This window comes from Corynebacterium frankenforstense, from assembly GCF_030211955.1.
Taxonomy (GTDB): domain Bacteria; phylum Actinomycetota; class Actinomycetes; order Mycobacteriales; family Mycobacteriaceae; genus Corynebacterium; species Corynebacterium frankenforstense_A.
Window position 1 is genome coordinate 1 of the sequence record NZ_JASODI010000011.1, and the last position, 19,309, is coordinate 19,309.

Here is a 19,309-nt window from a genome sequence, read left to right on the forward strand (position 1 = left end):
TTCACATCTTTCGGAGTCCAACGACCAGCCACAACAACCTCCAAGTCGAGGTGGCGCATTCACCCACTGACAACTCCGGCAAACCTCGTCCAGCTACGATCTGCAACTCGAGAAGGAGGACGTCACAGCCGCGGCAAGCGAGGAGGGGCTCATCTTCGGCGCGGCGGGCAAATACGGCGCGGACAACACCAGCGCGAGCTTCCAGTTCTTTCAGAACCTGTACACGATCGCCCGTGTGAACCCGTGGCCCAGTGAGAACTCCGACTGCTCTCCGATCACGGTGAGCTGGAATAACCTCGAGCGCGTCGTCATCGAACCGGGCAAGACGATCGAGGTCGGCAAGGTCAACTTCACCGACGCCTCGACCCGGGACCGCATCGTCGTCGAGGCCTACACCAACGACGGGCGCTTCATCGACGCTGACGCGGAGATCGCCGAGGACGGCACGATCACCTACGCGCTGCCGAAGCACGTCGACACGCAGTGGTCGGAGAACGCCGGCATCACCTTCACCGCCTACGCCACGGAGCGCACTGCCGACGTTCTCAGGGCTGACGTCACGAAGACCGCAGATGGTGAGAAGACCTACGTATTTGAAGAGTCCGTTAATTCCATCGGCCGCTACAACAGGCCGAACGTCCTGAGCAGCTCGCACATCAGCCTGGACGACACGCAGTACCACGAGCCACGCTACGAGACCGGGGAGCAGGCGATCACCTCCGGCGTCGGCGAGGACGGCGTGACCTCGGAGCCGCAGGAGGTCGTCTTCGAGCAGGTCGGCGACATGATCGCCGATCTGATCAAGCCCGAGAGCGAGGGCGGCGCCGGCGCGACGGTCGAACTGGACACCGACCACGTCTACGACGGGTGGGAGGCCGAGTTCGTCAAACCGAACGAAGGCGACTACGACGTGCGCGTCACCGCGCCCGCCGGCGCCACGCCGGGCACCTTCGCCCAACCGCGCGTCGTCGTCACCTACACCAACGGCACGAAGGACGTTCTGCCGCTGCTGACGGTGGTCAACCCGAATGATACGCAGACCACCGACGTCGAGTACTCCGTGCAAGTCGGCGTCCAGGGCAAGAAGCTCGAGGCCCGGCCGACCCTGAGGCGCATCCTCGGGAAGAAGGCCCCGAAGGTCCCGAAGAGCTACGCGGTCGACGCCACCAGCATCCCCGAGGGATGGCAGATCACCGTCGCCGACGACGGCACCGTCACCGCCGTCTCCCCGGCGGACGCCCCGAACCACTCCGTGGCCAAGCCGGTGATCACCGCGACCTACCCGGACGGCACCACTGACGAGGTCTCCGTCATCTTCCAGGTCGTCACCAGTGTGAAGGTCCCCACCTACGAGGGCGTGAACGGCAAACCCGGCGCCGAGGTCACACTGTCGCCGGCCATGCCGACCAACGGCATCGACGGGAACCCGCAGGCCGAGGAACCGAGCAGCTACTCCTTCCCCGACGGCACGCACGAGTACCGGCCCGCCTCCAATTCCAACTGGGTGTTCACGATCGACGAGCACACGGGGGAGATCACCACGACGGTGCCCACGGACGCGTTGCCCGGTGCCAACGTCAACGTCCCGGTGCAGCTGCACTACGAAAGCGGCGCGGCGAAGCAGGCCACGACCGCCACCGTCGCCGTCTACAGCGACGCCACGGGCGTGGACAACGCCGTCTACCCGAGCCGGATGACCTCGGCCGGTGTGTCGGTCACCGCGCCGTTCACCACCGCTCTGGCGGACAAGACGGCCGCGCGCTACAGCCTGCCCCGCGACTACACCGACAACGGCGACGGGACCTACACCAGCCCCGAGGGCTGGACGGTCTCCGTGGCCGAGGACGGCGCGGTGACCGCCACCCCGCCGCAGCAGGCGCACAGCGGTGACACGCTGACCGTCCCCGTCAGCGTGGCCTACCCGGACGGCTCGTCCAACGAGGTGCCCGCGAAGTTCGTCGTCCTGGCCACCGACGCCGACGCGAACAACCCGTTCTACCCCACGGTGATGGGGGCGCCGGGCACGACGGCCACCAGCGCCGTCGACACCTCGCAGCTCAATCCCGTCCGTGTCGCCCGGTACTCCTTCATCACGGACCCGGAGGATCCCGGCTACCGCCCGCTGCCGCAGAACCTGAGCTGGGACCAGCTCAAGATCGACGAGAAGACCGGCGAGGTGATCACGGAGATCAGCCCCGAGGCGCTGCCCGGCACGTTCGCCGACGTCCCCGTCCGCATCGACTACGTGGACGGCTCGCACGGCAGCGCGCTCGCCACGGTGGGCGTGATCGCCCGCCGAGCCCAGGTCTACAACCCCTCCTACGACCTCCGGAAGACCACTCCGGGTGTCGCGAAGAGCTCCGAGCTCAAGCTCGCCAACGGCCGGCCGATCATGGACCGGGACCTGCGTCGCACCGACGCGGAAGGCAACAAGGTCAACCCCTTCTCCGCCCCGGAGACCGTGGACGGGTGGAAGGTCTCGGTCGGTGACGATGGCACGGTGACCGCGACCCCGCCGGTCGACGCCGCCAGCGGCGACTCCGTCAGGGTGCCGGTGACCATCACCTACTCGGACGGCTCCACGTTCACCACCGAGGCGAGCTTCGTCGTCCAGGCAGCCAGGGACATCCACGAGCCGGTCTACCCAGTGGATGTGGCTCTCCCCGGCAAGACGGCGACCCGCGAAGTCAGCTCCGACGGTGCCCCGGAGGGCACGACGTTCTCCCTCGCGGAGGGCCGGACTGACGTCGACGGCTGGAAGTACGAGATCGACCCGGAGACCGGGGCGGTCTCGGTCACCCCGCCGGCCGACGCGAAGCCGGGCTCGCAGCAGACCAACAACGTCACGGTGACCTACCCTGACGGCACCACCGAGGACATCCCGGTGACCACGGTGATCGCGCTGACCGACAGCTATGAGGCCGAGGTGGCCTACCCGTCGATGCCGACCCACGCCGGTGAGTCGACCACCTCGGAGCTGGATCTCGAGCTCGCCGAAGGCGTGACCGTGGCCGGTGAAAACCCCTACGCGATCGCCCCGGCCGAGGACTGGACCGACACCGAGAAACCGAACGAGCACGGCAACCCCGTCTACACGGTGCCCACCGACAACGGCGACTGGACCGTCAGCCTGGATGACAAGGGCAACGTGCTGGCCACCGCACCGAAGGACGCGAAGCCCGGCGACAGGGTCGAAGTGCCGGTGACCGTCACCTACGCCGACGGCTCGACCGACACGGCCACCGCCACGGTCGACGTGGTCGGCGTCGCCGAGCGCCCGATCCCCTTCGACGTGGAGTACCAGTACGACGACTCGATTCCGGCCGGCGAGTACAAGGTGACCACCAAGGGCGAGCCGGGCGCCCAGCGCCAGAACCTTGACGGCACCTGGAAGCAGGTGAAGGCCCCGCAGAACGAGGTCGTCAAGGTCGGCAACAAGAAGGTCGAGGGCAAGAAGATCACCTGGAAGCTGCCCGTGCCGTATCAGACGGAGTGGCGCGCCAACACCGATCTCGCCCCGGGCGTGACCAAGATCGTCCAGCAGGGCGAGAACGGGGAGGCGACCCACGAGGCGGACTTCACGGTCGCCGAGGGGGAGTCGTCCGTGGTCACGCGCACGGAGACGAAGCCGGCCACCCCGATGATCGTCGAGTATGGCCCGCGGCTCGACGACCAGTCGGTGATCACGAGGGTGACGCATGCGGTGCCCTTCGAGACGAAGGTGACGCCTGACCCGACGTTGCCCGCCGGCACGGTGGTCGTCGCCAAGCCGGGCGAGCTCGGCAGCGAGACCGTCACGTCGACGCAGGAGCTGGTCGACGGCAAGCCCTCGGGCGATCCCGTCGAGTCCAGGGAGCAGACCAAGGCCCCGGTGGCCGAGGAGATCCGCGTCGGTACGAAGGCCGTGGAGTCGGCCTACGATTCGGCCACGGTCACACCGGGTGAGTCGGTCACGCTGTCGAACGCGGCGAGCGATCTGCCGGAGGGCACGACGTACCGGCTGAAGGACGGCTGGGAGGCCCCGGACGGTTGGGACGTCTCCGTCGACGAGGAGACCGGTGCCGTCGAGGTCACGAGCCCGGCGGGAGCCCGCAGCGGGGACACGGTCCAGGTGCCGGTGATCACGAAGTACGGGACCAACGAGACCGAGTCGACGGCGACCGTCGTCGTCAAGGCCGCGGAGACCCGTGAGGTGCCGTTCTCCGTGACCTACGAGTACAACGACTCGATCCCCGCCGGGGAGTACGAGGTGACCACCGAGGGCCAGCCGGGCACGGAGATCCACCGAGCCGACGGCACCTGGGAGCGCACGAAGGAACCGGTCGCCGAGGTGGTCCAGATCGGTACCAGGCAGGCCGTTTCCGACGGTGCCGTGGCCTGGACCGTCCCGGTGCCGTTCGGGACGGTGCTGCGCCCGAATGCCGAGCTGGCTCCGGGTGAGACCAAGGTGGTCCAGGAGGGTGAGCGGGGACAGAAGGTCTTCACCGCGACGTTCACCGGTGAGGGCGGTTCCTCGACGGTGACGCCGAAGGAGGAGCAGACCCTGGCGCCGAAGGACCGGATCATCGAGTACGGCCCGCGCCTGGAGGACGAGGAGCTGACCACGACCGTGACCCGGGAGGTGCCCTTCACCGTGGAGGTCACCGAGGACCCGACCCTCGAGGCCGGCAAGTTCGTCGTCGACGAGCCGGGCACCCCGGGCAGCGAGACCGTCACGATCACGCAGAAGCTCGTCGACGGCAAGCCCTCCGGCGAGGCGGAGGAGTCGGTCGAGCGCACGGCCGAGCCGCAGAACGCCAAGATCCGCGTGGGCACCAAGCCCGCTGAGCCCACCGAGCCGACGGAACCCACGGACCCGACGGAGCCGACGGAACCCACAGAGCCCACGGAACCGACCGAGCCCGGCTCGTCGATGGACGAGTACGGCAAGTGCATCGCCACCGGCATGGGCGTCGGCTTCGGCCTGCCGCTGCTGCTGCTCGCCCCGCTGGGGCTGGCCAGCCAGGTCAGCTTGCCGGGTGTTACCCAGTGGCAGGAACAGATCAACGGCCAGATCGCGGAGATGAACGCCCGCATCGCCGATGAGACCGCCGGTCTGGGCCTCTACAACGAGGACCTGGCCCGTACGGTCAACGAGGTCAACGCCCGCATCGCCGAGATCGGGCAGCGCTTCAACGTGCACTTCGATGACCCGAACGTGCGCTACGCGCTGGGCGGTCTTGGCGTCGTGGCGCTCGGCCTGGCCATCGGCGGCGCCGTGTTCGCGGCTTGCGAGCCGCTGAAGGGCGAGTCCGCGGAGCCGGCCAACTCCTCGACCGGTGAGCTGTCCTCGGGCACGGAGCCCGGCGAGCCCGAGCCCGCCGAGTAACCGTCAGCCGCGCAAAGCCGAATCCCCGCACCTCCCGGAAGGAGGGTGCGGGGATTCGGTCTGTTCAGGCCCGTGCAGGCCAAAGCCCGTGCAAGGCCAGGGCCTCGGCCCAGGCTCAGCTCCGGCGGGCCAGGCGCTCCATGCGCAGCCGGTCGATGACCGGGATCTCCAGCGGCTCGAGCTCCGCGGGCTCGATGCCCATCGCCTGGGCCAGCAGCAGGTCGGCCAGCTGCGGGTTACGCGCCAGCACCGGCCCGTGCATGTAGGTGGCGATCACGCTGCCCTGCACCACGCCGTCGACACCCGTCTGGGTGCCGTCGCCACGGCCCTCGGACGCCGCGGTCTGCGTGGCCGTCTCGTCGGCGTTGCCGTTGCCGTGGGTGACCGTTCCCAGCGGCTGGGCGTCCGGGCCCAGGATCGTGGCCCCCAGGTGGTTCTCGAAGCCGGTCAGCGGCTCGGTCAGCCTCGCCGAGGCACCCGCACCGGTCGGGGTGGAGGCCAGCTCGCCGATGGCGCGCTCGGCCATCGCGGCCGTCGTCGCGTCGATGAGCCCCACGCCGGTGACCACGCGCTCGCCGACCCGGAAGCTCTCGCCGAGGACCTGCAGGCCGGCGCAGATGGCCAGCATCGGTCGGCGGGCATCGGCCGCGCGCGCCAGGCCGCCGTCGGCGATCAGGTGCTCGGCGGCCAGGATCTGCGCGGTGTCTTCGCCGCCGCCGATGGTGTAGACGTCCAGCGACTCCGGCACGGGCTCGCCGAGGGTGATCCGGTGGATCTCCGCCGGGATGTTGCGCATCCGGGCGCGCTGGCGCAGCACCAGCGCGTTGCCGTCGTCGCCGTAGGTGCCCAGCACGTCGGGCAGCACCAGCCCGATCGCAAGCGGTTCGCGGTTCACTTCCCGACCTCCTCGTCCTTCGTCGCGGCGGCGCCGGCTGCGCCGTTCTCATCGGCAGCACCGGCCTCGGCCGCGTCCTCGTCCTCGTGCCCGGCCACCGCGCGGTTGAGCGCCTTCTTCAGGTCGCGGAACGCGGTGTAGTTGGCCAGCACCTCCACCCGCCCGGCCGGGCAGGCGCGGATCGCGTCCAGCGGGTCGGGCACCAGGTCGTGGTCGATCCCGGCGTACATCAGGCGTACCGCCAGGTCCGTGCCGCGCTCGCCGGCGGCCTTGACCGAGAGGTTCTCGAAGTCCTCGAACTTCACGTCCCACAGCCAGGAGAGGTCCTCGCCGTCGGCGACCTGCCCGTTGACCGCGATGACCAGCCCGTCGGCGGTGCGGTCCACCATGGACAGCGCCTCCTGCCAGCCGGCCGGGTTCTTGGCCAGCAGCAGGTGCACGGAGCGCTCGCCGAGCTGCACCGTGGAGTAGCGCCCCGCGACGTCGTCAACCTGCTCGGCGGCGCGCACCGCGCGCTCAAAGGGCACGTCGAAGCCGCGCACGGCCGCGCAGACCGCCTGCGCGGCGTTGCCACGGTTGGCGCGACCGGGCAGCTTCAGCGCCAGCCCACGCTCGCCCTCGGGGGCGTGCAGGCCGGCGTCGTCCACGGTCCAGTCGGGCTCCGGGCGCCGGAAGACGCGACCGTCGGCAAGCGGCTTGACCGCGTACCAGTCGGCGCCCTCGCGCACGATGTGGCCGCCCGTGCGCGGGCAGGACACGGAGTCGCCGAGCCAGCCGCCGCCGGCGGCGACCCACACGGTCTTCTCGTGGTCGAAGGCCACCGAGGTCATCAGTACGTCGTCGCAGTTGGCCACGACCAGCATGTCGGGGTGGGCGTTGACGCACTCGCGCAGGCGGCGCTCGATGGTGTTGATCTCGCCGACGCGGTCGAGCTGGTCGCGCGAGAGGTTGAGCAGCACCAGCACCTCGGGGTGCAGGCGCTCGGCCACGCGCGGGACGTGCAGCTCGTCGACCTCGAGCACGATGTGCGAGGCGTCGCCGCCCGCCAGCAGCGCGGAGATGATGCCGGCGTCCATGTTGTCGCCGCCGTCGTTCGTGGCCACGTCGTGGACGGTGCGCGTCGCGGCGGCCAGCATCCGGGTCGTCGTCGACTTGCCGTTGGTGCCGGTCACCAGCGCGCAGGGCCGCCCGCCGCCGAGCTGGGCCATGATCGTCGGGTCGATGGCCTGGGCGACCAGCCCGCCGATCATGCCGCCGGCGCCGCGGCCGGTCATGCGCGAGGCGGTGGTGGCCAGGCGCGCCGAGGTGGTTGCGGCTCGGGTACGCAGGCGGCGCCACAGGGGGCGCCGCGACGGTTGGTTCTCGTCGCTCATGGGCGTCAAGCCTAGTCGGCCGCCGCGCCCGCCTCATCGTCCGCCGCGGCGTCGGATTCCACGTCCTGCTTGACGACGCCCGCGCCTGCCGCCACGGGCTGCGCCTGCGCGCCCTCGGCGCGTGCGACGGCGGCCAGGAACTCCTCGTCCGTGAGGATCGGGATGTTCTTGCGGTGGGCGTGCATGGCCTTGCCGCGCAGGTCCTCGGTGCGGTTGCACACCACCGCGGAGGACTGGCGGGTCAGCTTCTCGGTGTAGGCCAGGCCGGCGCGCATCAGGGCGTCGATGATCTCGTCGGGCTCGCGGGTGATCTCGTCGGTGACCACGATCTCCATGCCCGGCTCGAGGCCGCGCTCCGGGGTGTAGACACCCGGGTTAGGCACCGGGCGCGGCGCCTCGGCGGCGTCGACGCGCTCGTGGGAGCGCTGCAGGCCGAGCTTGTCGGCGCGCAGCTCCTCGGGGGTGTACCTGCGGCCCACCCCGCCGTTCTCGGCGAGGTGGCGGGCCATGCGCGCGACGACCATCGTCTGCTCGCGCGAGGTGTCGGCCTCGGTGCGCCGGGCGCGCGCGACCGTGGCGTTCGCGCGCGGGGCGTCCAGGCCCATCGCGCGGGCGACGGCGCCGGGGCGGGCGTCCACGATGTCGGTGCCGGCGCGGTGCGCCGCGGCCAGGGTGTCGACGATCGCCAGCGGGCGCGGCACGTGGCCGACCTTCTTGCGCCGGCCTCGCGAGCCGGAGCGGCCGCGGCGGCGCGAGCGGTTCGCGCGCGCGGCGGCGTTCATCGCGCGGCGCGACTCGGAGACGAGGTAGCCCCAGGCCAGCGGGGCGTCGTGCACGATGAGCGTGCGGTTGTCGATGAGCCGGTCGAGCTTCTTGAGCACCTGCGAGAAGCGCCGGCCGGCCCGGATCTCCTCGTGGGTCAGCCCGTGCTGGTGCACGGGGCCCGGGTCGGTGCGCTCGCCGGGGTCGATGACCTCGTGGAACTTCTCGGCCGGCTCGCCCTCGGCGTCGAAGACGACGGCGTCGACCGCCACCACGCGGCTGGTGGCCGGGTGGATGCCCGTGCCCTGCAGCGTGACGACGACCCAGGGGTACGCCTCGTCCGGCTCCGGCGCGGGGCGCTGCTCGCGGTCGGCGTGGTTGCCGCTGCGCCGGTCGCGGGCGTCATGGCCGTCGCCGTCGCGGTGGCGCGAGCCGTTGTCCGCGTCGCCGGCGTCGTCCGCGTTGTTCTGGTTGTTCCGGTTCGCGTTGTTCTGGTTCGCGGAGCCGCGGTGGTTGCCGCGGTTCGAGCGGCGTCGGGAGCGGCCGCCACGGCGGCGGCCCCTGCCGCCCTGGCCGTTCTGGTCGCTCGGGCTGGTCTGGCCGTTCTGTCCGTCGGCGTGCCGCGCGTTCTCGCCGGCCCGGTCCCGGCCGTTCTTCTCGGCGGCGTCGGCGCCGTTCTGGGCGCCGCGCTGCTGCTCGCCGGCGTGGCCGCCCTCGTGGCGGGCCTGCTGGTTGTTGCGGCCGGTGCCGCCGCGACGGCGGGAACCGCGCCTGCGGCGACGGCGCCGGTTGCGGGAGCGTCCGGTGCCGCCGGACTTCGCGTCGGCGGCACCCTGGCCGCCCTGGCCGCCGCGGTCGCCCGCGCGGTCGGCCGCGCGGTCGGCCGCGCCCTCGGCGTCTCCGGTCTGTGTGCTGGTCATCGTCGGTCCATCTTAAACCGGCCGCGGCGCACCAGGGCCGCGACCCCGAGAAGGATCAGGACCGCACCGATCACGGCGACCCCGACGGCCTCCGTGGTGGCGAAGCCGAGGATGCCGCCGCCGGCCACGAGCGCGATGCCGATCAGCATCGCCAGCAGCCCCGGCCACATCGCCGGGCGCTTGCGGGCCGGGGTGTGCGCGGGGGCGGGGTCGTCCGCGCAGTCCGGCTGCGCCGCGTGCACGGGCGCAGGCTCCGCCGCGTGCGCGGGTGCAGGCGCAGCCCCGGGCCCGGCCTCGCGCGCCGGGACGGCCGGGTTGCTGCGCCGGTCGGCGGCGACCTGCTCCGGGGTGATCAGCGGGAAGCCCATGGCCGCCGCGCGCTCGGGCGCCGGGGCACCGGCCGCGCCCTCAGCCGCGGGCGCGGCCTGCCCGGACCGGCCCGCCTGAGCAGACACGGCCTGGCCCGGCATCGTCGGCGGGGCGACCTCGCGCAGCCGGGCGAGGCGCTCCGGGGGCATCGCCGGCAGCTCGTCGGTGACCGTGGCACCGGCGACCGTGACTGTCCACTCCTTCGCCTCCGCGCCGACGACCGGGAAGGTGCCCGTCGCCGGGCGGTAGGCCGAGACCTCGGGTAGCGGGTTGACCTGCGGTTCGAGGTCGGCCTCCGTCGCCGAGGCGGCGTCGCGGACGTCGACCACCACGCTGTGGGAGCCGGGCGCGACGTCGGCAATCGGACCGTCACTTCGCCCGCCCACGTCGCCGGGGGCGGCGTCGTAAATGTAGAGGCGCGCCACCGGCACCAGCCCCAGCGCGCTGTAGTGGTCGACCAGGTCGCGCACCGCGGCGGAGTCGGCGGCGGAGAGCGGACCGACCACGTGGTCGTCGACGGCGGCGACCACGGTGCCGTCGAGGACGCGCAAGACCGCGAGGAACTGGGCGGGCACCACGCGCTCGAGCGGGCCGGTGCCCTCGCCGGCGGCGGTGTCGAGGGCGCGGCGGGTGCCCTCGGGGAGCAGCGCCCACGGCTCCTCGGGCGCGGAGTTGGCGGGCATGACCAGGCCCGGGGCCGGCAGCAGCAGCTCGGCGGTCAGGCGCCCGGAGCCGGGCTCGGGGGTCACGGCGACGCCGGGGGCGGGGGAGAGGCCCTGGTTGAGCAGGTGACCCAGCTGCGGGTAGGTCTCCAGCACCGACTGCGGCAGGCGGCCGATGCGCGCCGGGCCGTGGTGGACGACCAGCCCGCCCTGGTACTCGTCGCCCGTCAGGTGCAGGCGCTCGCCGGCGGGGTCGGTGCCGCCGAGCAGGGAGAGCAGCACGCCCTGGCTGGCGGCGTCGACGGGGACGCGGGCGCCGCCGCCGGCGGTGACGAGGGGGAGCGGGTAGAGCGGGCGGTTCATGGCCCCAGTTTAAGCGGGCGAGCCGCGCGCCCGGACCCGCACCCGCACGATGTCGCGCCGCGCACGGCGGGTGGCCGGCTGCCCTTCCTCGGGTGCGGGTTGGTAGGCGGTTGTCGCGCCGCGCACGGCGGGTGGCCGGGGGTGGCGCGGGGAATTGTTCAACAATTGATTTGTCACTCGTCACTCCCACCCTTAATATGATCCGCACCACACGAGATCCCGACGCAGAAAGGCGGCGCCGACGTGAGCAACGCCGACCGGGTCCCCGAAGCCACCACCCCCGAAGAGACCGGCGCGTCCCCCGCGGGCGCGCAGGCGGGGGCCGCACGGGCCGACGGACACACCAAGAAGCATCACCGCATGACCCAGGCCGAGGTGCGCAAGGCCGCCACCCCGCGCCGCGGCGCGATGTACGGGGCCATGATGCTGATGGCCACCAGCGCCATCGGCCCCGGATTCCTCACCACCACCAGCGTCTTCACCGTCCAGATGGGCGCCTCGTTGGCCTTCGCCATCATGGTGTCCATCCTTGTCGACATCGCGATCCAGCTGAACGTCTGGCGCGTGCTCGGCGTCTCCGGCCTGCGCGCCAACGAGCTCGGCAACGCCGTGCTGCCCTACCTGGGCTGGATCCTCGGCGCGCTCGTCTTCCTCGGCGGCCTGGCCTTCAACATGGGCAACATCGCGGGCGCCGGCCTCGGCCTCAACGCGATGCTGGGCCTCGACCCGATCATCGGCGGCGGACTGGCCGCTGTCATCGCCGTGCTCGTCTTCATCTCGCGGCGCGCGGGCGTGGCGCTCGACCGCATCGTCGTTGTGCTCGGCGCGATCATGGTGCTGGTCATGCTCTACGTCGCGGTGGTCTCGGCCCCGCCGGTCGGCGAGGCGCTGAAGAACACCGTCATGCCCGAGGAGATCGACGGCGTGGTCATCACCACCCTCATCGGCGGCACCGTCGGCGGCTACATCACCTTCGCCGGCGCGCACCGCATGATCGACTCCGGCTACACCGGCCCCGAGAACGTCGGCGAGATCACCAAGACCTCCGTGCTCGGCATCATCGTCACCGGCGTCATGCGCATCCTGCTCTTCCTGGCGGTGCTCGGCGTGGTGGCCACCGGGGTCGCGCTTTCCGAGGACAACACCGCCGCCGACGCCTTCCAGCACGCCGCCGGCGAGATCGGCCTGCGCTTCTTCGGCGTGGTGCTCTTCTCCGCGGGCCTGACCAGCGTGATCGGCGCGTCCTACACCTCGGTCAGCTTCGTGACCAGCCAGGAGACCTCGCAGGCCACACGCAGCTGGCTGACCATCGCCTTCATCGCCGTGTGCGCCGTGGGCTACCTGCTGCTGGGCAAGGGCCCGCAGCAGCTGCTCATCTTCGCCGGCGCGTTCAACGGCCTGATCCTGCCGATCGGCTTCACCATCGTCGGCTGGGTCGCCTGGCGCCGCCGCGACCTGCTGCACGGCCAGGCCTACCCGAAGTGGCTGCTGATCCTCGGCGCGCTGGCCTGGATCTTCACCGTCTACCTGGGCGTGTTCACCTTCTCCGACATCGTGGCGCTGTGGGGCTGAGATGACTGAGTCCGACTCGATTTCCGACGTCCCGGTGCTCGGCGCCGCGACCACCCCCGCCGAGGCGCGCGCCGCGTTCCGCGACGGTGCGGTACGGCCCACCGCGGGTCTCGCCGCGGGACACGTGCAGTGCAACCTGCTCTCCTTGCCTGCGGCCGACGCCTTCGACTTCCTGCTCTTCGCGCAGCGCAACCCCAAGCCCTGCCCGATCATCGAGGTCCTCGAGGCCGGGCAGCTGTCCAGCGAGGTCATGCCCGGCGGCGACATCCGCCGCGACGTGCCCGCCTACCGCGTCTTCCGCGACGGCGAGCTCGTCGACGAGGTCACGGACGCCAGCGGGGTCTGGCGCGACGACCTGGTCAGTTTCCTGATCGGCTGCTCGTTCACCTTCGAGTCCGCCCTGCTGGACGCCGGGGTGCCGGTGGCCCACATCGCCCAGGGGCGCAACGTGCCGATGTACCGGACCAACGTGCCGGCCCGCCCGGCGGGGCGCTTCTCCGGTCCGTTGGTGGTCTCGATGCGCCCGATGCCGGCCGCGCAGGTCGCCGACGCGGTGCGGATCACCTCGCGTTACCCGTCGGTGCACGGTGCGCCGGTGCACGTGGGGGACCCGGCGGCGATCGGCATCGAGGACATCTCCCGGCCGGACTTCGGTGAGGCCGTCGAGATCGCCGAGGGCGAGATCCCGGTCTTCTGGGGCTGCGGTGTCACCCCGCAGGCCGCGGTGATGGCCTCGAAGCCGGAGTTCGCGATCAGCCACGCCCCGGGCCACATGCTCATCACGGACCTGAAGGACTCCGACTTCCAGGTCCCGTGAGGTCGGGGCGGGGTCGGGTCGGGCTGGGTGACCGCGGTTCAGCGGGGCCGGGCGCCGCTGTGCCCCGGTGATCCGGGGGCGGCCCGGTCATCCCGCCGTGTCCCGGTCATCCGGCCGTGTCCCGGTCATCCGGGGCGCTTTCCGGTCGTGCCGCCGGCCAATCCTCTGCGTTCCGGTCCTTCCGGGTGCCCCGACCGGGAAAATGTGTCATGGGGGAATTCAACGAACCGGGTTTTCCCAGGTCAGCTTCTGACCTGTCTGCTGGTATGACACAAAAAGTCGGTTCCGGAGGGCGTGACGGGGGATCCGCGGCCGGCTGACCCGGAAATGAGCCCGGTGGGCCCGGCCAGAAGGTGCAGGGGAGGGAGGACAGCCCCCGGCCTCGGCCCCGCCTGCCCCGTTACTTCCCGGCCCGCTACTTCTCCGTGTTCCCCGTGCTCTCCGCGGACTCGAGGATCCCGATGATGCGCTGCGCGGTGGCCAGCAGGCTCTCGTGCAGCGCCGCGGCCGCGCTCTCGCGGTCCCCTGCGGCTACCAGCTCGGCGACCCGGGCGTTCTGCTCGACGTAGTCGGCGTGGAAGTCCGGCTCGAATCGGGTGACCAGCAGGAAGACCAGGCGCATGCGCGCGAGCATCCGGTCGCTGAACTCCGCCAGGCTCGGGGCCCCGGACGTCGCCACTATGTGGCGGTGGAAGCTCTGGTTGCACGCCGCGACCTCGGCCAGGTCCCCGGCTTCGAGGCCCTCGCGGGCCTCGGCGACGATGCCCTGCAGCTCAGCGGTGTCCGGGGAGTCGCCCCACAGCAGGCACGCCGGCTCCACGGTCGCACGTACCCGGTAGAGGTCGTCGACGTCCGCGGGCGTCGGGATGACCAGGAAGACCCCGCGGTAGGGGATCCGCTCGACCACGCCCTCGGCCGCCAGCATCGCGTAGGCCTCGCGCAGCGTGTTGCGCGAGACGCCCAGGCGGGCGGCCATGGCGACCTCGTTGAGCTTCTCGCCGGGGGCGAAGGCGCCCGCCGAGATCTCCCGGCGCAGCCGGGTCGCCGCCACGTCGGCGCGGATCACCGCTCCGGTGTCGGCAGACCCGGAGGACTCGCCTGCACCCACGGCACCGGCCCCGGTATCCCGGCCGGCAGACCCGGCGGCCCCGCCAGCCCCCGCACCAGCGACGGTGCCGGTGGCCCCCACGCCGACCGTCATGCGATCGAGCCCAGGCGGTCGCCTTGGTCGAACTGCGTGCCCTCGGAGATCTCCTGGGTCAGCGTGCCGCCGGCCGGGGCGGTGATGGTGGACTCCATCTTCATCGCCTCGACGGTGGCCACGGCCTCGCCCTTGTCCACGGCGGCGCCGTCGGGGACCTTCCACTCCACCAGCGAACCGGCGAAGGACGCCGTCACCGGAACCGAGCCGTCATCGGCGGCCCCGGCACCGCCGGCTGCACCGGCACCGGCCCCCGCACCGGCACCCGAACCACCGCCGGCGCCGCCCGCGGCGCCGGGGCCACCCGCAGCGGAACCGCCCGCGCCGGCCGACGCGGCGTCGGCAAGCGAGAGCAGCTCGACCGGCAGGCGCAGCTCGTGGGCGCGCCCGTCGATCTCGACGGTCAGGGCGGTGCGCTCCTGGTAGATCGCGGCGATGTCGTCGTGGGCGGTGCGGAAGCGCGGGGTGTACTCGGAGTCGACCCAGTCGGTGTAGATGCCGAAGCCCTCGGCGGAGAGCACCTCGTGGTCGACCATGTCGCGGTGGAAGGGCAGCACGGTGCGCACGCCGGTGACCTCGAACTCGGCCAGCGCCTGGCGCGCGCGGCGCAGCGCGACCTCGCGGTCCGGGCCCCAGACGATCAGCTTGCCCAGCAGCGAGTCGTAGTAGCTGGGCACCGTGCCGCCGGTGCGCACGCCCGCGTCGACGCGCACGCCGGGGCCCGTCGGCGGGTCCAGCAGCGCGACGGTGCCCGGGCAGGGCGCGAAGCCGTTGGCGATGTCCTCGGCGTTGATGCGGAACTCGAAGGCGTGCCCGCGCGGGGTCGGGTCCTCCGTGATCGACAGCGGCAGGCCCGCCGCCACGCGGAACTGCTCGGCGACGATGTCCACACCCGTGGTCTCCTCGGTGACCGGGTGCTCGACCTGCAGCCGCGTGTTGACCTCGAGGAAGCTGACCGTGCCGTCCTCGGCGACGATGTACTCCACCGTGCCCGCCGAGGTGTAGCCGGCCTCCCGGCAGATGGAGCGCGCGCCCTCGGTGATGCCCTCGCGCTGCTCGTCGGTCAGGAACGGCGCCGGGGCCTCCTCGATGAGCTTCTGGTAGCGGCGCTGCGTGGAGCAGTCGCGGGTGCCCAGGACGACCACGTTGCCGTGGGTGTCCGCGAGCACCTGCGCCTCGACGTGGCGCGGGTGGGTGAGGAACTTCTCCACGTAGCACTCGGAGCGGCCGAACGCTTCGCCGGCCTCGCGGCCCGCGGACAGGAACGCCTCCTCGATGTCTCCGCGCTCGTGGACGACCTTCAGGCCGCGCCCGCCGCCGCCGAAGGCCGCCTTGATGGCGATGGGCAGGCCGTGCTCGTCGGCGAAGTCGCGCGCCTGCTCCCAGCTGCTGAGCGGGTCCGGGGTGCCCGGGGCCAGCGGGGCGCCGGCCTTGGTGGCCAGCTCGCGGGCGGAGAGCTTGTCGCCGAGCAGGTCGATCGCCTTCGAGGACGGGCCGACCCAGGTCAGCCCGGCGTCCTCGACGGCGCGGGCGAAGTCGGAGTTCTCCGAGAGGAAGCCGTAGCCGGGGTGCACGCAGTCGGCGCCGGCGCGGTCGGCGATGTCCAGCAGCGCGGGGACGTTCATGTAGGTCTCGCGGGCGGTGGAGCCGGGCAGGGCGTAGGCCTCGTCGGCGACGCGGGTGTGCAGCGCGTCGACGTCGGCCTCGGAGTAGACGGCGATGGACTTCATGCCCAGGTCGCGGGCCGCGCGCGCGATGCGCACGGCGATCTCGCCGCGGTTGGCGATCAGAACTTTCTTGAGCGGGAAGTCAGTCACTTCGTCTCCTTGGTGTCAGCGGTGTCGGCGGTGGCCGTTTCGGCGGCGTCGGTGTCGGCGGGTTCGGCGGTGGTGGCCGGGTCCGAGACCTGGCCGAGGGGTTCGAGGGTGTCGGGGTCGACGGCGATGAGCTGCACGCGCGCGCCGGGCGGCAGCTGCGCGGCGATGTCGAGGTCCTCGTGGACCACGGTGGCGATCACGGGGTAGCCGCCGGTGACGGCGTGGTCGCGCAGGAAGATCACGGGCGAGCCATTCGGCGGGACCTGCACGCAGCCGGCGATCATGCCCTCGCTGGCCAGCTCGCCGTCGCGCACGCGCTCGATGGGCGGGCCGCCGCGCTTGCGGCGTCGCCTGCTTGCCGACGCCGCGTCGGCCGCCGCCGCGTCCGCCCTCGCCGTGGCTGCGTGGGCGCCCGTGCCGTCTGCGCCGGCCCGGTCGGTGGTCTCGGGTGCGGCGCCGGCGGGCGCCGCACCGCCGTCAGGTGTCGCACTACCGTCGGTGCGCGCGGCGTCGGAAATCGTGTCCGGCAGCTCGGCGTCGGCGGTGGTGCCGGCGAGCTTCACGCGCCCGGCGCGGTGGCCGCCGCTGGCGGGGCCGGCGGTGCGGAAGGCGTCGATGGCGGCCTGGACGGGCAGCTCGACGGCGTCGGGTTCGAGGCGCAGGCCGACGCGGTTGGACTGGGCGGTCACGGACCAGGCGCGCGAGGTCAGGGCGGCGACGCCGTCGCGGAACCAGTCGTCACGCGGGCCCGGCACGCAGCGCAGCACCGCGCCGGTGCGGCCCTTGCCCACGTCCTGGACGCGCACCGGGTTGTGCTGGGCCGGCGAGACGGTGCCGCGCGCGTCGGTGGGCACCGAGAGCAGCGCGCCGGGCTCCAGGGGTGCCGCGCCCAGCCCGGAGAGCTGGTCGGTGGCCACGGAGCCGAGCTCGGTGGCGGCGACGATTCCGCCGCGCAGCGCGACGTAGGTGCGCGCGCCGAGGGTGGCCGGGCCGACCTTCAGCCTGGAGCCGGCGGGCAGCAGCACCGGGGAGCCCAGGCGCACCGGGGTGGTGCGCACGCGGGCGTCGGCACGCGCGCCGGTGACGGCTACGACGGTGTCGACCAGGGCGGTCAGCTCGAGCCCGCCGATGTTCTCCAGCACGGCGGCGCCCGGTTTGTTGCCCACCGCGGAGTTGGCCACGCGGGCGGCGGCGCGGTCGGCCGAGCCGGAGCCGGTCACGCCGAGGTCGCCGTGGCCGGCGCGGCCGCGGTCCTGGAGCAGGGTCTGCATGCCGGTGGAGACGAGGCGGGCCACCGGGCGGTGCGGGCGGGCGTGGCGCTCGCGCTCGGCGCGCGGCGGCTCGGCCGGGTGCTCCTCGACGGCGCGGTAGCGGACGGTGTCGCCGGGGCGCACCGCGGCGGGGAAGTCCGCCTCGGGGTCCCACATGCGGTGGCGGGTGGTGCCGATCAGCTGCCAGCCGCCCGGCGAGGTGCGCGGGTAGACGGCGGTGAAGGAGCCGGCCAGCCCGACCGCGCCGGCGGGCACCGCGGTGCGCGGCGAGGAACGCCGGGGCACGTCGAGGGCGTCGGCCTCGTCGACGGCGGTGCAGTAGGTGAAGCCGGGGGCGAAGCCGCCGAAGGCGCCGGTGAAGGTGGTCGAGGTGTGCCACTCGATGAGCTGCTCGGGCGTCTTGCCCACGGCCTTCGCGGCGGCCTCGAGGTCGTCGCCGTCGTAGACGACGTCGATGACGATCTCACGGGCGCCTGCGGTGTCGCGCTTCGGCGGGGTGAACTCGGCGAGCCGGCGGGCGGCGTCGCGCGCGGCGGCGTGCGAGTCGGTGACCACCAGCAGGGTCTCGGCAGCGGCGATGGCCTCGACCTGGCCGGGCAGTGGCTCGGAGGTCAGGGCGGCGTGCCAGTCCAGGACGGTCTCCAGGTCCGGCAGGTCGATCAGGATCGCGCGCGAGCCGACGCGGTGGACGGCCAGGCCGGGCGCGCCGGCGGCGGTGTCGGGGGTGTCGGGGGACTGGCTCACAGGAACCCCTCGATCTTGACGCCCTCGGCGCCGAGGCGCTCGACGACGGCGCGGGTCAGCTCGACCGCGCCCGGGGAGTCGCCGTGCACGCACACGGACTCGGCGTCGACCTCGAGGACGCTGCCGTCGCGGGCGGTCACTGCGCCCGAGGTGGACACCTGCAGCACGCGGGCCGCCACGGCCTCCGGGTCGGTGAGCACGGCGCCGGCCTCGCGGCGGGAGACCAGCGTGCCGTCCGGGTTGTAGGCGCGGTCGGCGAAGGCCTCGCGCACCACGCGCAGGCCGGCCTTCTCGGCCAGGTCCACGGCCACGCCGCCCGGTAGGAGCATCAGGGGCAGGTCCGCGAAGGCGCGCACGCCGTCGATGACGGCCCAGGCGTGCTCCTCGTTGCGCACGATCGTGTTGTAGAGCGCGCCGTGGGGCTTGACGTAGCTGACCTTCGTGCCGTTGGCGCGGGCCAGGGCGTCCAGGGCGCCGATCTGGTAGGTGACCTCGTCGGCCAGCTCCGCGGGCGCGTAGTCGATGAAGCGGCGGCCGAAGCCGGCCTTGTCGTTGTAGCCGACGTGCGCGCCGACGACCACGCCACGCTCGGCGGCGGCCGCCAGGGTCTCCGCGATGCCGTGCGGGTCGCCGGCGTGGAAGCCGCAGGCCACGTTGGCGCTGGAGATCAGGCCGATCATGGCGGCGTCGTCGGCGACGGGGTTGCCCGCCGTGGACTCTCCGAGGTCTGCGTTGAGGTCGATGGTGGTCATCGCGGGGCGGCTCCTCTTCGGTTGACGTTGGACGGTTCTCGGTCGCGACCGGCCCGGAGGCACGGGTGCGTCCGAGCGCTCCGGGACGAGCGTGGATTGTTGAACAATCCTAGTGTAACGCTCGACACTCTACGCCGTCTGCTGTGGTCTGTGCGTCCTCAGATTTGCTTGGGAGTCTCTGCCTCGTCTTCGCCCCTCCTGCCGCTCGTGACCGCGGAAGGTCGAGATCCGTTCTTGAGAAGATGGGATTACCGCGAAAGGTGACATGAATCTAAATCTGGACTAGGTGTGGTGTATCACATAAGGTCATCACACCAAAAAATCCCACAGAAAGGAGTGAATCATGAATATTCGTGTCCGCAACTGATCGGAACATACTTGTCGCGGCGGTCTGGCGGGTGGCCGGGCCGCCGCCTCAGTCTT

Annotated in this window: 11 protein-coding genes; 3 read left to right on the top strand and 8 right to left on the bottom strand. The window is 72.3% G+C overall.

What is annotated here, in order from left to right:
• The first annotated feature begins 235 nt into the window (after positions 1-235).
• Positions 236-5,368, top strand: a complete 5,133-nt coding sequence (locus QP119_RS06890) for a YPDG domain-containing protein (RefSeq protein WP_284774748.1) — start codon at positions 236-238, stop codon at positions 5,366-5,368.
• 115 nt (positions 5,369-5,483) lie between these two features.
• Here the strand turns inward: QP119_RS06890 and QP119_RS06895 are convergent, their stop codons facing one another.
• The 4 genes from QP119_RS06895 to QP119_RS06910 are packed head-to-tail and all read right to left on the bottom strand — an operon-like array spanning position 5,484 to position 10,712.
• Positions 5,484-6,263 (bottom strand): type 1 glutamine amidotransferase, encoded by a 780-nt coding sequence (locus QP119_RS06895; protein ID WP_284774749.1) that lies wholly within the window; start codon positions 6,261-6,263, stop codon positions 5,484-5,486.
• A complete protein-coding gene (locus QP119_RS06900) occupies positions 6,260-7,636 on the bottom strand; it encodes a Mur ligase family protein (protein ID WP_284774752.1) in 1,377 nt (458 codons plus the stop codon). Before QP119_RS06900 ends, QP119_RS06895 begins: the two co-directional genes overlap by 4 nt.
• An 11-nt stretch (positions 7,637-7,647) precedes the next feature.
• Entirely contained in the window at positions 7,648-9,318 is a 1,671-nt protein-coding gene (locus QP119_RS06905) for an exonuclease domain-containing protein (protein WP_284774754.1), read from the bottom strand.
• The gene (locus QP119_RS06910) at positions 9,315-10,712 is read right to left on the bottom strand and encodes a hypothetical protein (protein WP_284774756.1); all 1,398 of its coding nucleotides are present in this window, start codon (positions 10,710-10,712) and stop codon (positions 9,315-9,317) included. The genes QP119_RS06905 and QP119_RS06910 overlap by 4 nt, the downstream gene beginning before the upstream one ends.
• Positions 10,713-11,072: 360 nt before the next feature.
• On the opposite strand from QP119_RS06910, the gene QP119_RS06915 reads away from it, so the two are divergent.
• Positions 11,073-12,284, top strand: coding sequence for an NRAMP family divalent metal transporter (locus QP119_RS06915; RefSeq protein ID WP_284774758.1), 1,212 nt, complete (start codon positions 11,073-11,075; stop codon positions 12,282-12,284).
• A gap of 1 nt (position 12,285) precedes the next feature.
• Positions 12,286-13,101 carry a putative hydro-lyase gene (locus QP119_RS06920; RefSeq protein ID WP_284774760.1) on the top strand — a complete coding sequence of 272 codons (816 nt, stop codon included), beginning with the start codon at positions 12,286-12,288 and terminating at the stop codon, positions 13,099-13,101.
• A 415-nt stretch (positions 13,102-13,516) separates the two neighbouring features.
• On the opposite strand, the gene QP119_RS06925 is transcribed toward QP119_RS06920, so the two are convergent.
• Genes QP119_RS06925 through QP119_RS06940 form a run of 4 tightly spaced genes read right to left on the bottom strand, consistent with a single transcriptional unit; the run spans position 13,517 to position 18,886 of the window.
• Complete coding sequence (locus tag QP119_RS06925) at positions 13,517-14,302, bottom strand: GntR family transcriptional regulator (RefSeq protein ID WP_284774761.1); 786 nt, start codon at positions 14,300-14,302, stop codon at positions 13,517-13,519.
• The gene (locus QP119_RS06930) at positions 14,299-16,119 is read right to left on the bottom strand and encodes an acetyl/propionyl/methylcrotonyl-CoA carboxylase subunit alpha (protein WP_284774762.1); all 1,821 of its coding nucleotides are present in this window, start codon (positions 16,117-16,119) and stop codon (positions 14,299-14,301) included. Before QP119_RS06930 ends, QP119_RS06925 begins: the two co-directional genes overlap by 4 nt.
• Positions 16,116-18,134: an urea amidolyase family protein gene (locus QP119_RS06935; RefSeq protein WP_284774763.1), complete on the bottom strand. Its 2,019-nt coding sequence runs from the start codon at positions 18,132-18,134 to the stop codon at positions 16,116-16,118. The genes QP119_RS06930 and QP119_RS06935 overlap by 4 nt, the downstream gene beginning before the upstream one ends.
• Positions 18,131-18,886: a LamB/YcsF family protein gene (locus QP119_RS06940; protein ID WP_284774764.1), complete on the bottom strand. Its 756-nt coding sequence runs from the start codon at positions 18,884-18,886 to the stop codon at positions 18,131-18,133. Before QP119_RS06940 ends, QP119_RS06935 begins: the two co-directional genes overlap by 4 nt.
• Positions 18,887-19,309 lie beyond the last annotated feature (423 nt).

Bases quoted from the DNA above. Each gene is read 5' to 3' on its own strand.
- QP119_RS06915 (WP_284774758.1), top strand. From the start codon at position 11,073: ATGACCCAGGCCGAGGTGCGCAAGGCCGCCACCCCGCGCCGCGGCGCG.
- QP119_RS06905 (WP_284774754.1), bottom strand. From the start codon at position 9,318: ATGACCAGCACACAGACCGGAGACGCCGAGGGCGCGGCCGACCGCGCG.
- QP119_RS06925 (WP_284774761.1), bottom strand. From the start codon at position 14,302: ATGACGGTCGGCGTGGGGGCCACCGGCACCGTCGCTGGTGCGGGGGCT.
- QP119_RS06940 (WP_284774764.1), bottom strand. From the start codon at position 18,886: ATGACCACCATCGACCTCAACGCAGACCTCGGAGAGTCCACGGCGGGC.
- QP119_RS06900 (WP_284774752.1), bottom strand. From the start codon at position 7,636: ATGAGCGACGAGAACCAACCGTCGCGGCGCCCCCTGTGGCGCCGCCTG.
- QP119_RS06910 (WP_284774756.1), bottom strand. From the start codon at position 10,712: ATGAACCGCCCGCTCTACCCGCTCCCCCTCGTCACCGCCGGCGGCGGC.
- QP119_RS06920 (WP_284774760.1), top strand. From the start codon at position 12,286: ATGACTGAGTCCGACTCGATTTCCGACGTCCCGGTGCTCGGCGCCGCG.